The 14,678-nt window shown below is 62.6% G+C and carries 11 protein-coding genes; 7 read left to right on the top strand and 4 right to left on the bottom strand.

From position 1 onward, the window contains the following. Positions 1-4 precede the first annotated feature (4 nt). Both EK373_RS13025 and EK373_RS13020 read right to left on the bottom strand, forming a co-directional pair. Entirely contained in the window at positions 5-1,177 is a 1,173-nt protein-coding gene (locus EK373_RS13025; protein WP_129643062.1) for a mandelate racemase/muconate lactonizing enzyme family protein, read from the bottom strand. Then, the gene (locus tag EK373_RS13020) at positions 1,174-2,085 is read right to left on the bottom strand and encodes a dihydrodipicolinate synthase family protein (RefSeq protein WP_129643061.1); all 912 of its coding nucleotides are present in this window, start codon (positions 2,083-2,085) and stop codon (positions 1,174-1,176) included. Before EK373_RS13020 ends, EK373_RS13025 begins: the two co-directional genes overlap by 4 nt. Before the next feature lie 230 nt (positions 2,086-2,315). Between EK373_RS13020 and EK373_RS13015 the strand changes: the two genes are divergently transcribed. From EK373_RS13015 to EK373_RS12985, 7 genes are read left to right on the top strand one after another with little or no spacing between them, the layout of a single operon-like run. Then, positions 2,316-4,961, top strand: coding sequence for a TonB-dependent receptor (locus EK373_RS13015; RefSeq protein ID WP_157994348.1), 2,646 nt, complete (start codon positions 2,316-2,318; stop codon positions 4,959-4,961). Between the two features lie 12 nt (positions 4,962-4,973). After that, positions 4,974-5,705: an SDR family NAD(P)-dependent oxidoreductase gene (locus EK373_RS13010; RefSeq protein ID WP_129643059.1), complete on the top strand. Its 732-nt coding sequence runs from the start codon at positions 4,974-4,976 to the stop codon at positions 5,703-5,705. Next, positions 5,689-6,603 carry a 2-dehydro-3-deoxygalactonokinase gene (locus EK373_RS13005; protein ID WP_157994347.1) on the top strand — a complete coding sequence of 305 codons (915 nt, stop codon included), beginning with the start codon at positions 5,689-5,691 and terminating at the stop codon, positions 6,601-6,603. The genes EK373_RS13010 and EK373_RS13005 overlap by 17 nt, the downstream gene beginning before the upstream one ends. Further along, positions 6,596-7,528: an SMP-30/gluconolactonase/LRE family protein gene (locus EK373_RS13000; protein WP_157994346.1), complete on the top strand. Its 933-nt coding sequence runs from the start codon at positions 6,596-6,598 to the stop codon at positions 7,526-7,528. The genes EK373_RS13005 and EK373_RS13000 overlap by 8 nt, the downstream gene beginning before the upstream one ends. Then, a complete protein-coding gene (locus EK373_RS12995; RefSeq protein WP_129643056.1) occupies positions 7,525-8,508 on the top strand; it encodes a glycoside hydrolase family 88 protein in 984 nt (327 codons plus the stop codon). The genes EK373_RS13000 and EK373_RS12995 overlap by 4 nt, the downstream gene beginning before the upstream one ends. Next, a complete protein-coding gene (locus EK373_RS12990; RefSeq protein ID WP_129643055.1) occupies positions 8,505-9,710 on the top strand; it encodes a mandelate racemase/muconate lactonizing enzyme family protein in 1,206 nt (401 codons plus the stop codon). Before EK373_RS12995 ends, EK373_RS12990 begins: the two co-directional genes overlap by 4 nt. A gap of 11 nt (positions 9,711-9,721) precedes the next feature. Then, a complete protein-coding gene (locus tag EK373_RS12985) occupies positions 9,722-12,541 on the top strand; it encodes a glycoside hydrolase family 88 protein (RefSeq protein WP_129643054.1) in 2,820 nt (939 codons plus the stop codon). 13 nt (positions 12,542-12,554) lie between these two features. Here EK373_RS12985 and EK373_RS12980 read toward each other — a convergent pair whose 3' ends face one another. After that, the gene (locus EK373_RS12980; protein WP_129643053.1) at positions 12,555-13,628 is read right to left on the bottom strand and encodes an alpha/beta fold hydrolase; all 1,074 of its coding nucleotides are present in this window, start codon (positions 13,626-13,628) and stop codon (positions 12,555-12,557) included. An 87-nt stretch (positions 13,629-13,715) separates the two neighbouring features. Next, positions 13,716-14,543 (bottom strand): alpha/beta fold hydrolase, encoded by an 828-nt coding sequence (locus tag EK373_RS12975; protein ID WP_129643052.1) that lies wholly within the window; start codon positions 14,541-14,543, stop codon positions 13,716-13,718. Between the last annotated feature and the right edge of the window lie 135 nt (positions 14,544-14,678).

Here is a 14,678-nt window from a genome sequence, read left to right as displayed (position 1 = left end):
GCCATCAGCCTGCGACCCGCTCCGCGAAATCCCACAACCGCGCATTCGGCGCCGCGCCCAGTCCAGGCGCGGTCGGCAACAGATAGGCGCCGTCCGCGTACCCCATGTCGCTATCCAATAGCTGCAGATTTCTTTCGAACACCGAGTGCTGCCATTCATGTTTCCACAGATGGCGCAATGTTGCCGACACCTGCAGGCTGGCCGCAAGAAACAAACCGGTGCCGATGGTGGCGTGAGGCGCAATGGTCGCGCCGCGCTCCGCCGCCAATGCGGCGATCCGGCGGAATTGAGTAATGCCTGTGTGGCCCATCTCGGGCTGGAGAATGGCCAACGGACCCGCGGCGAGCCGATTGGCCGCTTCATACGCCGTGTACCACTCTTCGCCCGCAGCCACGGCAATCCGGCTTTCGCGCGCGACTCGAGCCAGTCCGACATGATCCTCGGGTTTGACCGGCGCTTCGACAAAGAACGGCCGGTGCGGCTGGAGCGCAGCGATCAACTCGAGCGCTTCCTCTGCGGTGAACTTCCAGTGCAGGTCGACCATGATCTGCGCATCCGGCCCGAGCGCCGCGCGCAGCGCCGCCATTTCCGCCACGATGCCTTCATGACTGACGACCGCAGCGAACTTGAATGCGCGATGCCCCGCTGCGTACTTTTCTTTGGCAAGCGAGACGCGCTCCTCCAAGGTCGCCGCCGGCAGGCCAGATAGATAACCCGGTACGGTCGGATTGGCCGTTGGCCCGAGCAGATCACGAATCGGAACGCCCCGTTGCTTGCCGTACAGATCCCACAGCGCTATATCGATCGCAGCGATCGCATCGACATGAAAGCCGCCGCTGCAGCCGCGAACGCGCATCAATCCGTACAGCTCGTCCCAAACTTGTTCGACATCTGCGGGATTGGCGCCGATGGCCACCGGCGCGAGCAGATCATTGATGATCTCGCAGGTCGCGCGTGGCGCGCAGATGCCGTAGGTTTCGCCCCAGCCAACCGATCCATCGTCGCAAGTCACCTTCACGACGATCGAACGATCGACGGTCGGATAGATCGTGCCGTTGCCCCGGCGCACCACATAACCGCGCGAATTGACGCTCTCCCCGGGCGCCAGCGGCCCGAGATAAGGCGTGTCACGCGGAATGGTGACGATGAACGTTTCGACCGCAGCGACTCGGCTCACTGTTGCACAACCTCGGGCGGCAGCAGATCGGCGAGCCGCTTCAACAACGCGTCCAGCTCTACTCGATCGAAACGATCGAGCTCCGGCCCGGGCGCACGCACGAAGGTATTCTCGATCAAGCCGCGGCGCTTGAGCACTTCCTTGGTCAATCGCCAACGAAAAATGGCCTGCATATTCAGCAGCGGCAGAGTCCGCTCGAACAGATCGCGCGCCGCCCGCTGTTCGCCGTGCAGGAATTTATCGAACATGGCGACGTGCAGCTCGCTGATCTCACAAGCCGGCATCGTGCCCTTCGCGCCGCGCGTCAACTCGTCGATGACATAGCGAGCGCCCGCACCGCCAAACACGGCGAGCAACGAGTCGCCGGCCAGGTCGGTCAATTGCGTGATGCGCTGACCCGAAGGCGGCGCCTCTTCCTTCACGTAACGAATGCCCTCGACCTCGCGCGCCAGCACCGCCACTTTATCGAGCGACAAACCGATGCCCATCGGCGCAGGTGCGTTTTGCAACATGATGTCGATGCCCGAGCCGGCATGGACGTCGCGATAGAAATCCCGCATGCCAGCCGGATCTTCGGCAAAGACCTTCGGCGTCAGCACCATGGACGCGACCGCACCCGCCTTCGCACCGGCCGCGGCATAGGCCACCGCATCGTCGGTCTTCACGGCGCTGGCGCCCACGATGAATGGCACGCGACCGCCAATCCACTGGCCGATCAACTGCGTCATATGCAGTCGCTCGTCGCGGCTGAGCATGTCGTACTCGCTCGCGAGTCCGGGGAACACGATGCCCTGGGCGCCCGAGGCGACGATGTAGTCCACCACCCGACGGGTGCCGACTTCGTCGATATCGCCCGAGGCTCTGAAGATGGTGGGAAGGATCGGCAGCACGCCGCGCACGATCGCCATAACCGGGATTCTCCTGTCCGACGGTCGTCGACCGTCCAAAGTGTTGCTATATGTGTAAGCGTCTCTTCCCGGCTGACGGATGTCAATGGGCTAATTCGTCGGCATTTGCGCACCCTCGGCAAATCTGCACGGCTTGATTTGAAATGATCGTTGCTATATTAGTATCACCTAGAACGACGCCGCATACTCACTCATCGGCCCGCGGCGCGCCATGGTTAGGGGGAACGGTCATGACGAGGAAGCTGAAGAATCGGTTCGTTAGGGGTCTGGCGGCGCTCAGTCCGACGCTGTTGGTCGCGCCGGTGTATGCGCAGTCCACCGCTCCGGCGGGTGATTCCGTCGAAGAAGTCGTCGTGACCGGCATTCGGGAGAGCTTGAACCGGGCGCGCGACATCAAGCGCGAGTCGACGCAAATCGTCGATGCCATCGTCGCGGACGACATCGGCAAACTCCCGGATCGCAACGTCGCCGAATCGCTGGCTCGTGTCTCTGGCGTACAAGTGGATCGCGGTATTGCCGAAGGCACCAGCGTCTCGGTGCGCGGCCTTCGCCAGAACGTTTATTTGTTCAACGGCCGCCAGATCGTCGACCCGACCGGTCGCGGCGGCGCCGGCCTCGATACGCTTGGCAGCTCGACGTACGGTTTGTTGTCGCTCGTGCCCTCCGAGCTGATCTCACGTTTGGAGCTGACCAAGCTCGCCAGCGCAGATCAGATCGATGGCGCGCTCGGCGGCATCGTCGACGTGCAGACCCGCAAGCCGCTCGAAGGTCCGGATCAGATTGCGGCCAAAGTCGGCGGCACTTATTACGATCAAGCCTCGGAAGACGGCTACGAAGCGTTCGCGCTGGCATCACACAAGTTCGCCGGCGATACGCTCGGCGTTCTGGTCTCCGCCTCGTTCAATCGTCGCAATCTTTCCCAGGAAGGTCTCGATACGTTCTCGGGTTACTCGCGCTTCACCGATAGCACCGGCACCGTCCGCTTCGGCAATGCCGATGCCCGTCCCGAAGAAATCGCCGAGACCCGTAAGAATGTCGGCCTGTCCGGCATGGTGCAGTGGCAACCGGCCGATGGCGTCGAACTGACCGCCGACACCTTTTATTCCAAGCTCGATTCCGATCGTAACCGCTGGTGGCTGTCGTTCACGCCCACCGCCGGGCTGAGCAACGCCGAGTATTCGCCGAACAACATTCTGCTGAAGGGCCGCGCTACCGGCCCGGTGCTGACCAACACCGAATTCCTCGATACCGAAGCGAACATCTGGTCCTCGGCCCTGAGCGGCAAGTTCGACATCAACGATCGGCTGCGCGCCAGCGCCGAACTGGCGTACACCGAGTCGGAATCGACCGCGCATCAGATCTACTTCCGCATGCAGCCCATCGTTGGCGTCAGCCCCACGGTGGATTTCGATTTCACCGCCGGCGATCTCGGCTCTTATCAGATCAGCGGCATCGACCTGACCGATCCCAGTCAGCTGCGCTACACCATCCTGTTCGACAACTTATATGACGTCCGCAGCGAAGACACCGCCGCGCGCACCGACTGGACCTACGATCTGGATGCCGGCGCACTGAAGTCGATCAGCGTCGGCGCCCGCTATGAAAACATCGACTCCGAGCAGAACCCGCTGCGTGCCGACATCCGCCCGACCGGCGGCATTCCGGCGACTGCGCTCTCTTCCTATTTGACGCTGCACTCCAACCCGGGCTTCGCCAGCGGCGAATTCGAGGGGTTGCCGCGCTCTTATCTGACGGCCAATCCCTCGGTCAGCAGTTGCTCGGCCTTCGGCGACGTGCCGGCGATTTCTCAGAACGTGCAATGTCTCGATCCACGCAACAACACCAACGCGTTGTCGAGCACGTTCGAGATCAAAGAGAAGTTCACCTCGGCGTACACCAAGGTCGATTTCGGCACCGAGCTCGGCTCGGCGAACCTGAGCGGCAACATCGGCGTGCGTTACCTGCACCGCGAGCTGGAATCCATCGGCAATCAGATTGCACCGACCGGCGGCGCGACCGCGAGCACGTTCGAGCGCAACGACAGCGACTTCCTGCCCTCCGCGGTCACGAAGCTCGAGCTCACTGACGATCTGGTGTTCCGACTCGGCGCGGCCCGCGTCATCGCCTATCCGAACACCGCAGACCTCAACAGCGGCGTCACGCTCGCGAACAACGCGGTGTTCGTCGACGGCGTACAAACGGTGCTCGGCACGGGTACGGGAGGCGCGCCGGACCTGGATCCGTTCAAGGCCGACCAGGCCGACCTGTCCGCCGAATACTATTTCGGCGAGCAGGCGCTGGTGTCGTTGGGACTGTTCTACAAGGACGTGTCGACCTTCATCATCCAGCAGCAGAGCCCCGAGACATACGGCGGCGTCAATTACCTCGTGAACCGCAAGGTCAACGGCGAAGGCGCCGAAGTCAAAGGTGTCGAGGTGCTGGTGCAGCTACCCTTCTACTTCCTACCCGAGGCGTTCGACGGCTTCGGCATCATCGCCAGCTACTCCTATATCGACTCCAGCACGCCGATCAAGGACGTGGCCGGGCGAGTGCTGCCGCTGCCGGGCTTGTCGCCGAACAACGTGAACTTCGTCGGCTACTTCGAGCGCGGGCCGTTCAGCGCACGTCTCGCCTACAACTGGCGTGATGACTATCTGGTCGGTCTGTCGGCGGCAGCGACTGGCATCTACAACAGCCCGTACACCGACCTGTCGGCCACCCTGCGTTACGACGTGAACGATGCCGTCTCGCTGGGCTTCGAAGCGAACAACCTTCTCGACGAGAAGCAACGGACTTACGATGGCGTCGACGAGGCGCTGCGCACCAACTTGTTCTTCGGGCGAATCTACAAGGCCAGCGTCAGCTTGAAATTCTGACGGAGGTTTGCCTTGAAGACTCTGAGCGGGCATGTGGCGCTGGTGACCGGCGCCGCGAGCGGAATCGGCGCAGCCATCGTCGCCCGCCTTCAGGCCGAAGGCGCACGCGTCGCGGGACTGGATGTGAAGTCGGGCGCGGTCAGCGATCTCAACCTGATCGCTGACATGCGCTCCACTGCCGCACTCGAAGCGGCCGTGGCCGAGACGACGAAATCGCTCGGAGCACCCGACATCCTGGTTCACGCCGCGGCCGCGAGTTTTCCGGGCGGCGTGTTCGATACCGATCCGCAAACGTTTCTGGAGCTGTACGACGTCAACGTCGTCGGCGCCGTGCGGCTGCTGCAGCTGTGCACACCAGGAATGTTGCCTCGGGGCGGCGCGGTGATCGTTTTGTCTTCGATCAACGCCGACTACGCCACACCGACGCTCGCCGCTTACGCCGCAACCAAAGCGGCACTCAATAACCTGGTGAAGACCGCAGCGCTCGAGCTTGCACCCAGCAAAATCAGAGTGAATGCCATCGCACCTGCCAGCATCGACACTCCTCTGCTGCGCGAATCGTTCGCTCGCGCCGCCGATCCTGAGGACGCCCGCGCAAAGAATATCGCGCGCCATCCGCTGGGCCGATTGGGTAACGCCGAGGAAGTCGCCGAGTTGGTTTTGTTTCTAGCATCCGATCGCGCGCAATGGATCACCGGGTCCGTTTATCCGATCGACGGAGGAGCCGGTGTCACGAGGAGCTAACACGTTCGTTGGCGTCAACTGGGGCAGTACGAACTTTCGTGCTTATCTCATTGGCGCTGACGGCTCAGCCGTCGACGAGTACTCGGCACCTGCCGGTGTGGTCAACCTCGATCGCACTGGCATGGCCGCGACCATGGATGCACTCGCCGCGCGCTGGCCGAACAGCGGCCCGGTGTACGCGTCCGGCATGATTGGATCGAACGTCGGCTGGAAGGAAGTTCCTTACGCCGAAGCGCCTGCGGGCTGTGCGGATCTCGCTGCCGCAGCGGTGGCAACTGAGATTGGCAGCGTCCCGGTTCACATCGTTCCTGGCATCACCTGCCGTCGCAGCTTCGACGGCGAGCCCGACATCCTGCGTGGCGAAGAAGTCGAGATGATGGGCCTGGCTTCGCTCGGCACGGTCGACGGTTGGGTCGCGCTTCCGGGCACCCATACGAAATGGGCGCGGCTCGAACGCGGCCGCGTCGTCGAATTCTTCACCAGCATGTCCGGCGAGATCTTCGACCGGCTGACGGCGAAGGGGCTGCTCGCTTCCATCGTCGAGGGTGAGGCGCAAGATGGGCCGGTGTTTCTCAATGGCGTCGCCGCGGGTCGGGCTCGCAAACTGAGCCTGGGCACCCTGTTGTTTGGGGCGCGGGCGAAGGTCGTGAGAGGGTTCCTCTCCAAGCCGGATGCCGCTTCATACATTCGCGGCATGTTGATCGGCTCGGAGATTGCCGACGCCATGGCCGTGTATCCGACCGCGGGCGATGCGGTCGTTCCCTTGGTTGGCAGTCGCGTCGTGTGTGCGCTCTACGCGAGTGCACTGAGTGCAGCCGGCATCTCCAGCGCGATCGTCGACTCGCGCATCGCCTGCCTGCGCGGGTTCAAAGCGGTTCATGAGTTGCGTCATGGCTGAGAGTTCAATTGTCGTTCGCCTCGTCTGCGACGCTGGCGCGGCGATCGGGGAGTCGCCAGCATGGCAGCTAGATCACCCAGGCGCGCGCTCTTCGCAACGGCCAGAGAGCCACGACTCATTGGCGACTGCGGACGTCGGCAGCGTGTGGTGGACCGACCCGGTATCGCGACGCCTGTTGCATTGGATTGATGGGCATACCGTACGCCAGGCCGGCGCTGTCGCGAACGGCTATCTCGAGTCCATCGCGATGCCGTCCGCCCTCTGGTCACTCGCCACGTTGCCCGATGAAACGTTGGCCGGCGCGCTCGACGATCGTTTCTGCTCGATTTCGCCGGGCGGCGAAGTCACCGCAGGCCCGGCCGCAACCATCGACCTGGGCTGTCGCTTCAACGATATGACGATCGATGCCAACGGCGGGCTCTGGGTCGGCATGATGCATCGGGGCATTCTCGCCACACGCGGCGCGCTCTTTTATGCGCCTTCGCTGCACGAAGCACCGAAGCGCGTCGCCTCAGGTCTCGGCGTGCCGAACGGGATGAAGCTTTCCGCTGACGGACGAACACTCTTCGTCGTCGACACGCTCGAACGTACGCTGCTCGCCTACCCTGTCGACGCTGACACTTTGGGCGAACCCGTCATACTAAGCGACTTCCTCGGCCTGGCTGGCAAGCCTGACGGCATGACGCTCGCGCCAGATGGAACATTCTGGGTCGCGATGTGGGGTGGCAGCAGCGTCGTGCAACTCGCCCGCGACGGCGCGTACTTGCGCCAAATCGACGTGCCCGCGCCTCACATCAGCAGTGTGTGCTTCGCCGGACCGAATCGATTGTTGGTCACCACTTCGCGAATGCGCCTGAGTCCGCAAGCGCTGCTCAATCATCCCGGCTCGGGCGCCCTGTTCGAAATATTGCTGGAACGCCCATGAAAAGTGACGCATTGACAGCGGCGGCCGCGGTCGCCATGCGCTGGAACTATCGCGTTTGGGGTTTTGGCGAAGCTATCGCTCTGCGCGGACTGCTGCGAGCAGGCGACGTGCTCGGCGACTCGACGCCGTTCGGCTTCGTTCACGGCATCCTGCGCAGCTGGTTGGGCAAAGGTGTCGCTCGTAGCAACGAAGATCACGTCGGCGCCGGTCGCGAACTGATCGCACTCTATCAACGAACCCAGGACGAGCAATTCCTCGACGCCGCGCGAAAACTGGCCGCGCTCAACGCGAGCTTTCCGGCCGGCGCGAATGGCGAGCGATATCACCGCGGCGACACGCCGGGATGGCGTTGGCAGATCTGGGTCGATTGCATGGACGTCGACGGTCCGTTCCTGGCCGCACTCGCTCATGCAACCGGCGACGACCAATATTTCGATCAAGCCGTCGGCGAGCTGCTCGGCTACGCACGCACGCTGCAAACAGACAGCGGCCTGCTCTTTCACGGTTTCGAGCGTTACTGCGGAAGAAACGGCGAGCTGTGGGCGCGCGGCAATGGCTGGGCGCTGATGGGCTTGGTCGACACTCTGATCCTGCTGCCCCGATCCCATCGCGCATGGAACGAACTGCAACAGCGCACGATCGCACTCGCCGATGCTCTCGCCGACTCGCAAGATTCGAGCGGCATGTGGCACACGGTCATCAACGACAGCGACACCTATCTCGAATCGACGCTCGCAACGATGGCCGCGTATGCGCTGCATGAAGCGTTCAGGCACCGCGTGCTCGAGCCGTCACGTTACGAAGAGACGGAGCGCAAAGCTCGCGCCGCCATGCATTCGCAGATCAAGGACGGCACGTTGCAACTAGTCAGCGATGCAACCCCCGTCGGCGCGCGAGCTGTCTATGCAAGCCGGCCGTTCGGCACGTTCCCTTGGGGCCAAGGGCCGCTGCTGCTCGCGCTGTGTCAGGAGGCCGAATGAAAATTGTCAAAGTCGAAGCGTTCCCGATTCAAGCGGAACCCATCGACAGCCGCAGCTACTGGGGCAGTCGAGCGTGGGGCACCGAACGCGCCGCAGGCCAGGCGGAGCTGTCGACTGAGTACCCCGTCCCGCTGCGAAGAAAGTTTGTTTATTCACGCACCATCGATACCGTCATCGTCCGCATCGAAACCGACAGCGGCCACGTCGGTTGGGGCGAGGCCAAAGCGCCCGTCGCTCCGCAGGCGACTGCAAAGATCGTCGATCTGCTGCTCAAGGATATTTTGATCGGCGCCGATCCGCGCGACGTGCTCGTGCTCTGGGAACGAATGTATGCGGGCATGCGGGTTCGAGGACACCGCGCCGGCTTCTATATCGAAGCGATCGCCGGTGTCGACATCGCGCTGTGGGACCTGGCGGGTCAGGCCGCCGGCGCACCAATCTCAACATTGCTCGGCGGCAAAATGCGGGAAAGCGTGCGCGTTTATGCCTCCGGCATTCCATCGCTCCCCCTGGAGGCGCCCAATGAAGCCATCGCAGAGCTGGTTGAAGAAGCACGGTCACTTCGAGCCGCGGGTTACACCGGCGTCAAAATGGCGATCGGGCGCGGCGTGCGCGGTGACTTACGGGCGATCCGCGCGATCCGCGATGGAGTCGGTGACGATTTCAGCATCTACGCCGACGCCGCGGGTGTTTATTCGCGCGCCGATGCGATGCGGCTCGGCGAAGCGATGGAAGAGCTGGGCGTCGGATTCTTCGAAATGCCGATTCCTCCCGAAGACGTCGAAGGGTATGCGGAGCTGGCGCAACGGCTGAGCATTCCGATCGCGCTGGATTCGATCATGACCCGGCACGAAACCGTCGAGCTGATCCGCAACCGCGCGATCGATATCGTGCAGCCCGACGTTTGTCGCGCCGGCGGCATCACCGAATGTCGGCGCATCGCCGAGCTTGCCGATTGTTTCGGCCTCGCCTTCCAGCCGCACGTCAGCATTGGATCGGCCGTGCACGTTGCCGCCAGCGCGCACCTGGCCGTTGCCATGCCGAACAGCATCGTGTGTGAGTACTGGATCGGCAAGAACCCGATTGGCGCTGCCATTGCAGCCACCCCTGCGGAAGTGAAGAACGGTTATTTGTTTGCGCCAGCCGGCGCGGGTCTGGGTATTGAACTCAACGCCGAGCAGTTGCTTCGACACGCAAAGTAAGAGGATGAGGGATGAACGGCACTCGCGATCTGATCCGCTCTACGTTGTTTCTTGCCGCCTGCGTCGCCAGTGCCACAGCGGCGGCTTCGTCCACCGAGTCGTACCAGCTCAAACCCGCGGCGAACAACGCGATTACTATCGAACGTGCCGGCAAGCGCGCGGTGTATCAACCGGTGTTCACCGTCATCAAAGCCACGTCCGATCCGAAGCTCGGACTGTCAGGCTTTGCCTCGACGCCCGGCGAAAGCCTCGAAGGCGTGAACGTGGAGAATTACCCGCTGCCGCGCTGGCGAGCCGCTAACGGCAACGGCAACACGGACATTGTTTATGAAGCCGGCGCGGTTACTGAAGTTCGCGCCACCAGCAGCCGCGCTCTGGACAACGGCGGCACTGCATGGACCTTCGCTGCCAATCCTGATTTCACCTTGGAAGCCGAACTGCGCCCCATTGCTGGCGAAGCGCCACGTATCTCCTGGAAGTTCACCGCACGTACGCCGGGCTGGTACACCGTCGGCTACACCGGCGCACCAGCGAGCAATCCCGCCAGCGATGACGGCTTTCTCCAACCGCTCATCTGGCAGGAGAAGCGTTTTCCGCGCGCTCCGTTGATGACTGCAGAGAGCATGGGCGGCTTGCCCCTTACGCTGGTAACGCGCGATGGCGTGACTCGCGGCCTCAGCGTCGATCCCGCCGAAAGCCCGTATCGCCTCCCGACTATCGCAAACGCCCGCTTTGGCGTGATGCTTCGTAATCCCAAAGGCGAGGCTCAGCCCACCGCCTTTGCGCCGCTGTTGGGACAAACCGATTCGCACTTCGACGCCGGCGAGAGCGCAACCTTCTCGGTGCGGCCGCTGCTGGTCAGCGGCGACTGGTATCAAGCATTCACCGAAGCGGCACGCAGCTTGTTCGGCTTCAATGACTATCGCCAGAACTTCGAGCAATCGTTGAATGCAACGATCGATACGATGACCGAGTTCGCGATGGACGACGTGCACGCGGGTTGGGACGCCGATCTGCGTGGCTTCGACTACAACACCGACGTGAAGGGCACGGTGAAGGTCGTCTCGGCGCTGCACCCCCTCGCCGCTGCGCTCATTCAGGACGATCCCGAGGTGTATCGTCTGCGCGCGCTGCCGATCACCGAATTCTTGATGTCGCGCACGAAGTATCTCTATAACACTCTGCCGGATAGCGACGGACAGAACGCGGCTCGCGACATGAAAGGGCCTGCCGCCGAGGTTTCGGAATTAGCCGAGCTGTATCAGATGTCGCACGGCCAGAGCCCTGTGTTCCGACACTATGCTCTCGAACTCGCCGGCAAACCGCGCCAGCTGAACCTGCTGATGGTCAGCGATGGCGCGACCTTCTGGGACAAGCTGGCACTGTACCGGCTGACCGGCGACAAGACGCATCTCAACGCCGCGCGCTCCATCGCGGATAAGTACATCAAGGCTCGCATCAGTACGCCGCAACGTGATTTCAGCGATGTTCGTCTCCAGACCGGTGGCCAGTTCTGGTCCGACTTCGCACCGAAGTTCGTCGAGCTATTCGAGCTGTGGCAGGAAACGAAGGAGCCGCGCTATCTCGCCGCCGCTCAGGCCGGCGCCCGGACCTACGCGAGTTATGCCTGGTACTACCCGCGCGTGCCCGGTGGCGAAATCACTGTGGATCGCGGCGGCGCTGCCCCCGTCGGCTACTTCATGGCCAGCCCCGATTCGCCGGGCATCCCGACGCCGGAAATTACCCTGCCTGCGTGGCAAGTATCGCAGGTCGGCCTGACGCCGGAAGCGCAGACCACCTATCACCTCAATCCCGCAACGTTCCTTGCACACCATGCGGCCTATGAGCTGCGTATCGCTGCGGCAGCGAACGATTCTTTCCTGCACGACGCGGCCCGGTCGGCGATCGTCGGCCGTTACAAGAGCTTCCCGGGGTATGACATCAATGTGAGGTTCTCGAACGTCTATGCCCGCAGCGACTATCTGCAGCGTCCGTTCTCGAATCTCACCTACAACGAGGTGTACTTCAATCATGTCTGGCCGCACATCGCGCTGCTGACCGATTACTTGATGTCCGACTTCGAGACGCGCTCGCAAGGCGCCATCGAATTTCCGGCGCGCTACGCGCAGGGCTACGCGTACCTGCGCAGCAAAGTGTATGGCGACCGTCCTGGAAAATTCATGGGCGACAACAACGTTCGTTTATGGATGCCACGACGCCTCGTCACGAGCAGCGATCCGCAAGCCAACTATCTGACCGGCTACGGCAACGACCGCTTCTATCTGGCGCTCAGCAACGAGTCGCCCGACGCCCGCAAAGTCACGGTGACTTTGGACCGCGAGCGCGTGCCCTACCAGCCCGGTCGAGAGTACAGCGCTCGCGTCTGGGTCGACGGCAAACCCGCCGGCACGACAACAGTGGTCAATGGCTCGGTAACGCTGCCACTCTCATCGAAAGGACTGACGGCAATCGCCGTGGATGGCCTGCCTGTGTTCACACGGCTGCACACTGACTACTTCAATGCTCAGGCGGCTCCCAGCGATAAAGGCTTCCGCACCGATCAGACGCCGGTCGGAAACGCCACCGCGATGTTCCTTTCATTCGCCGGCCGGCACGACTTCTATCTCTGGACCTCCGCGTCCGACAGCGATGTGAAGTCGGCACGCGTCACGCTGAAAAGCGAGCGCGGTGAGCGCACACTGGTCGACCAGCGCCATCCCTTCGAGTTCAGCACACCGGCGGGCGATGCCAAGGCGATGGAATATCACTTGGAATTCGTCCGCACCGACGGCACGGTCGTCGATGGCGGCCGGCACTCGATCGAACGCTAGAACTGCGGAGCGCTCAGTGGCGCTCCGTCTCTTTCAAGAGCGCCGCAAGGTGCTCTTCCCACACCTTCGCGATCGTGTGCGTCCCGTGACCGACGGTCTGCGGGCTGAGCGGAATGACGATGGCCCTGCCCTTCGGCACGCGCTTGATCTCGCGTTCCAGGATCTGCAGCTCCGGCGGATTGATCAGATCGTCCGCCGAGTTGATCGCGAGCAGCGGGACTTTGATCTTCTCCAGCCCGGGCGACGGATCGTAGTCCTGCGAGGCTGAGACCTGATACAGCAAGTCATTGGCGTCGGCAGACTTCAGTGCGTCGGCCACATACGCATCGAGCACTTCGTCAGTCTTCTGCAGCGTCGGCATCTGTTGCTGACGGATGACCGGGTTGCTGCCCATCAGGAACAGCATCTGTACCGCCGTCCGCAAGGATGGCGGCTGCTGTTGGTAATTGCCCTGCTGCCACTGCGGATCGTTACGAATCGCGTCGATGACCACGCGGCGCCAGACCCGATTGCGGCCGGAGATCGGCCCGGGCAGGCTCGCCAGCGGCATCAGCGCATCGATCAAGTCCGGATACTGCTGGCCCCACATCCAGGTCTGCATGCCGCCCATCGACGTGCCCATCACCAGCCGCAGGTGATTGACGCCCAGTTCCTGCAGCAGCCGGTGCTGAGCCTCGACCATGTCGCGATAACCGTACTTCGGAAAGCCGGCGCGCAGGCCGTCGCTGGGCTTGCTGGATTTGCCGTGACCGATGCCGTCGGGCAGAACGATGAAATACTTCGTCGCATCCAGCACGCCGCCCGCACGAAACAGTCGCTCGGAGAAATCGGCGCGCAGAAATTGTACGCCACTGCCGCCCGTACCGTGCATGACCAGCACGGCGTTCTTCGCCTTGCCCTGTGCGTCACGCTCGAGCTTGCCGACCGTCCGGTAGTGCAGCCGCAGCTCGGGCAGCACCTGGTTCGAGTTGAAGCGGAAATTTTTGATGACGACGTCGCCTTCGACCGGTGCGGGGAAAGTCGTCTCCGCCCAAGCGACCGGCAACACGGACAAGCTCAACAGTAACAACAATCCGATTCGGACCATGGGGATGCTCCACTGGAAACTCGCAAGCATCCCCTATCGTGCCGGTCTTGCCCCCGCCGTGGCAATGACCGCCGATCGCGCATCGACTCACTTGCGAATGAAGGCCAGCAAGTCCTCGTTGATGATGTCCGCGTGCGTCGTGCACATGCCGTGCGGCAGGCCCTGATAAACCTTCAACGTGCCGTTCTTCACCAGCTTCGAGGACAGCAGCGCCGCATCCGCAATCGGCACGATCTGATCGTCGTCGCCGTGCATGATGAACACCGGGCACTCGATCTTCTTCAGGTCCTCGGTGAAGTCGGTCTCCGAGAATGCCTTGATGCAATCGTAGTGCGCCTTGATGCCGCCCATCATGCCCTGGCGCCACCAGTGGTCGATCACGCCCTGGAGGACCTTCGCGCCGGGGCGATTGAAGCTGTAGAACGGGCCGGCCGGCACATCGACGTAAAGCTGCGCGCGGTTCGCCGCGAGCGCGGCACGATAACCATCGAACACTTCCAGCGGCGTTCCGCCCGGATTCTTGTCCGATTTCACCATGACTGGCGGAACGGCGCCGATCAGCACGGCTTTCGCCACGCGCCCACCGCCACCATAGCGCGCCACGTAGCGCGTGACTTCACCCCCGCCGGTCGAATGACCGATGTGGATCGCGCCCTTGATGCCGAGATGATCCATCAACGCAGCGACGTCGGCTGCGTATGTGTCCATCTCGTTACCGTCGTCGGTTTGCGATGACCGGCCATGGCCGCGCCGATCGTGCGCGATGACGCGATAACCCTTGTTCAAGAAGAACATCATCTGCGCATCCCAGTCGTCCGCGCTCAGCGGCCAGCCGTGATGGAATACCAATGGCTGTCCTTTGCCCCAGTCTTTGTAGAAGATCTCGGTGCCGTCTTTGACTGTGAACGTGCTCATGGCGTGACTACCTGCGCAGTGGGAGGAGAAGCGTGATCGAAAGGCTAAGGGCTGCGCGCCCAACGTACATCTACCCGATGCGTTAAGTCGACGTCCCTCTTTGGGGTAGGCGCGAGCAGGCCGCCACACTACATG

It is taken from the genome of Peristeroidobacter agariperforans, assembly GCF_004138335.1.
Lineage (GTDB): Bacteria > Pseudomonadota > Gammaproteobacteria > Steroidobacterales > Steroidobacteraceae > Steroidobacter > Steroidobacter agariperforans.
This window is presented reverse-complemented; position numbering and strand designations above follow the sequence as displayed.

Excerpts from the sequence above, each read along its gene's own strand:
- EK373_RS12975 (WP_129643052.1), bottom strand. The coding sequence starts at position 14,543 with ATGAGCACGTTCACAGTCAAAGACGGCACCGAGATCTTCTACAAAGAC.
- EK373_RS13000 (WP_157994346.1), top strand. The coding sequence starts at position 6,596 with ATGGCTGAGAGTTCAATTGTCGTTCGCCTCGTCTGCGACGCTGGCGCG.
- EK373_RS13015 (WP_157994348.1), top strand. The coding sequence starts at position 2,316 with ATGACGAGGAAGCTGAAGAATCGGTTCGTTAGGGGTCTGGCGGCGCTC.
- EK373_RS13020 (WP_129643061.1), bottom strand. The coding sequence starts at position 2,085 with ATGGCGATCGTGCGCGGCGTGCTGCCGATCCTTCCCACCATCTTCAGA.
- EK373_RS12985 (WP_129643054.1), top strand. The coding sequence starts at position 9,722 with ATGAACGGCACTCGCGATCTGATCCGCTCTACGTTGTTTCTTGCCGCC.
- EK373_RS12990 (WP_129643055.1), top strand. The coding sequence starts at position 8,505 with ATGAAAATTGTCAAAGTCGAAGCGTTCCCGATTCAAGCGGAACCCATC.
- EK373_RS12995 (WP_129643056.1), top strand. The coding sequence starts at position 7,525 with ATGAAAAGTGACGCATTGACAGCGGCGGCCGCGGTCGCCATGCGCTGG.
- EK373_RS12980 (WP_129643053.1), bottom strand. The coding sequence starts at position 13,628 with ATGGTCCGAATCGGATTGTTGTTACTGTTGAGCTTGTCCGTGTTGCCG.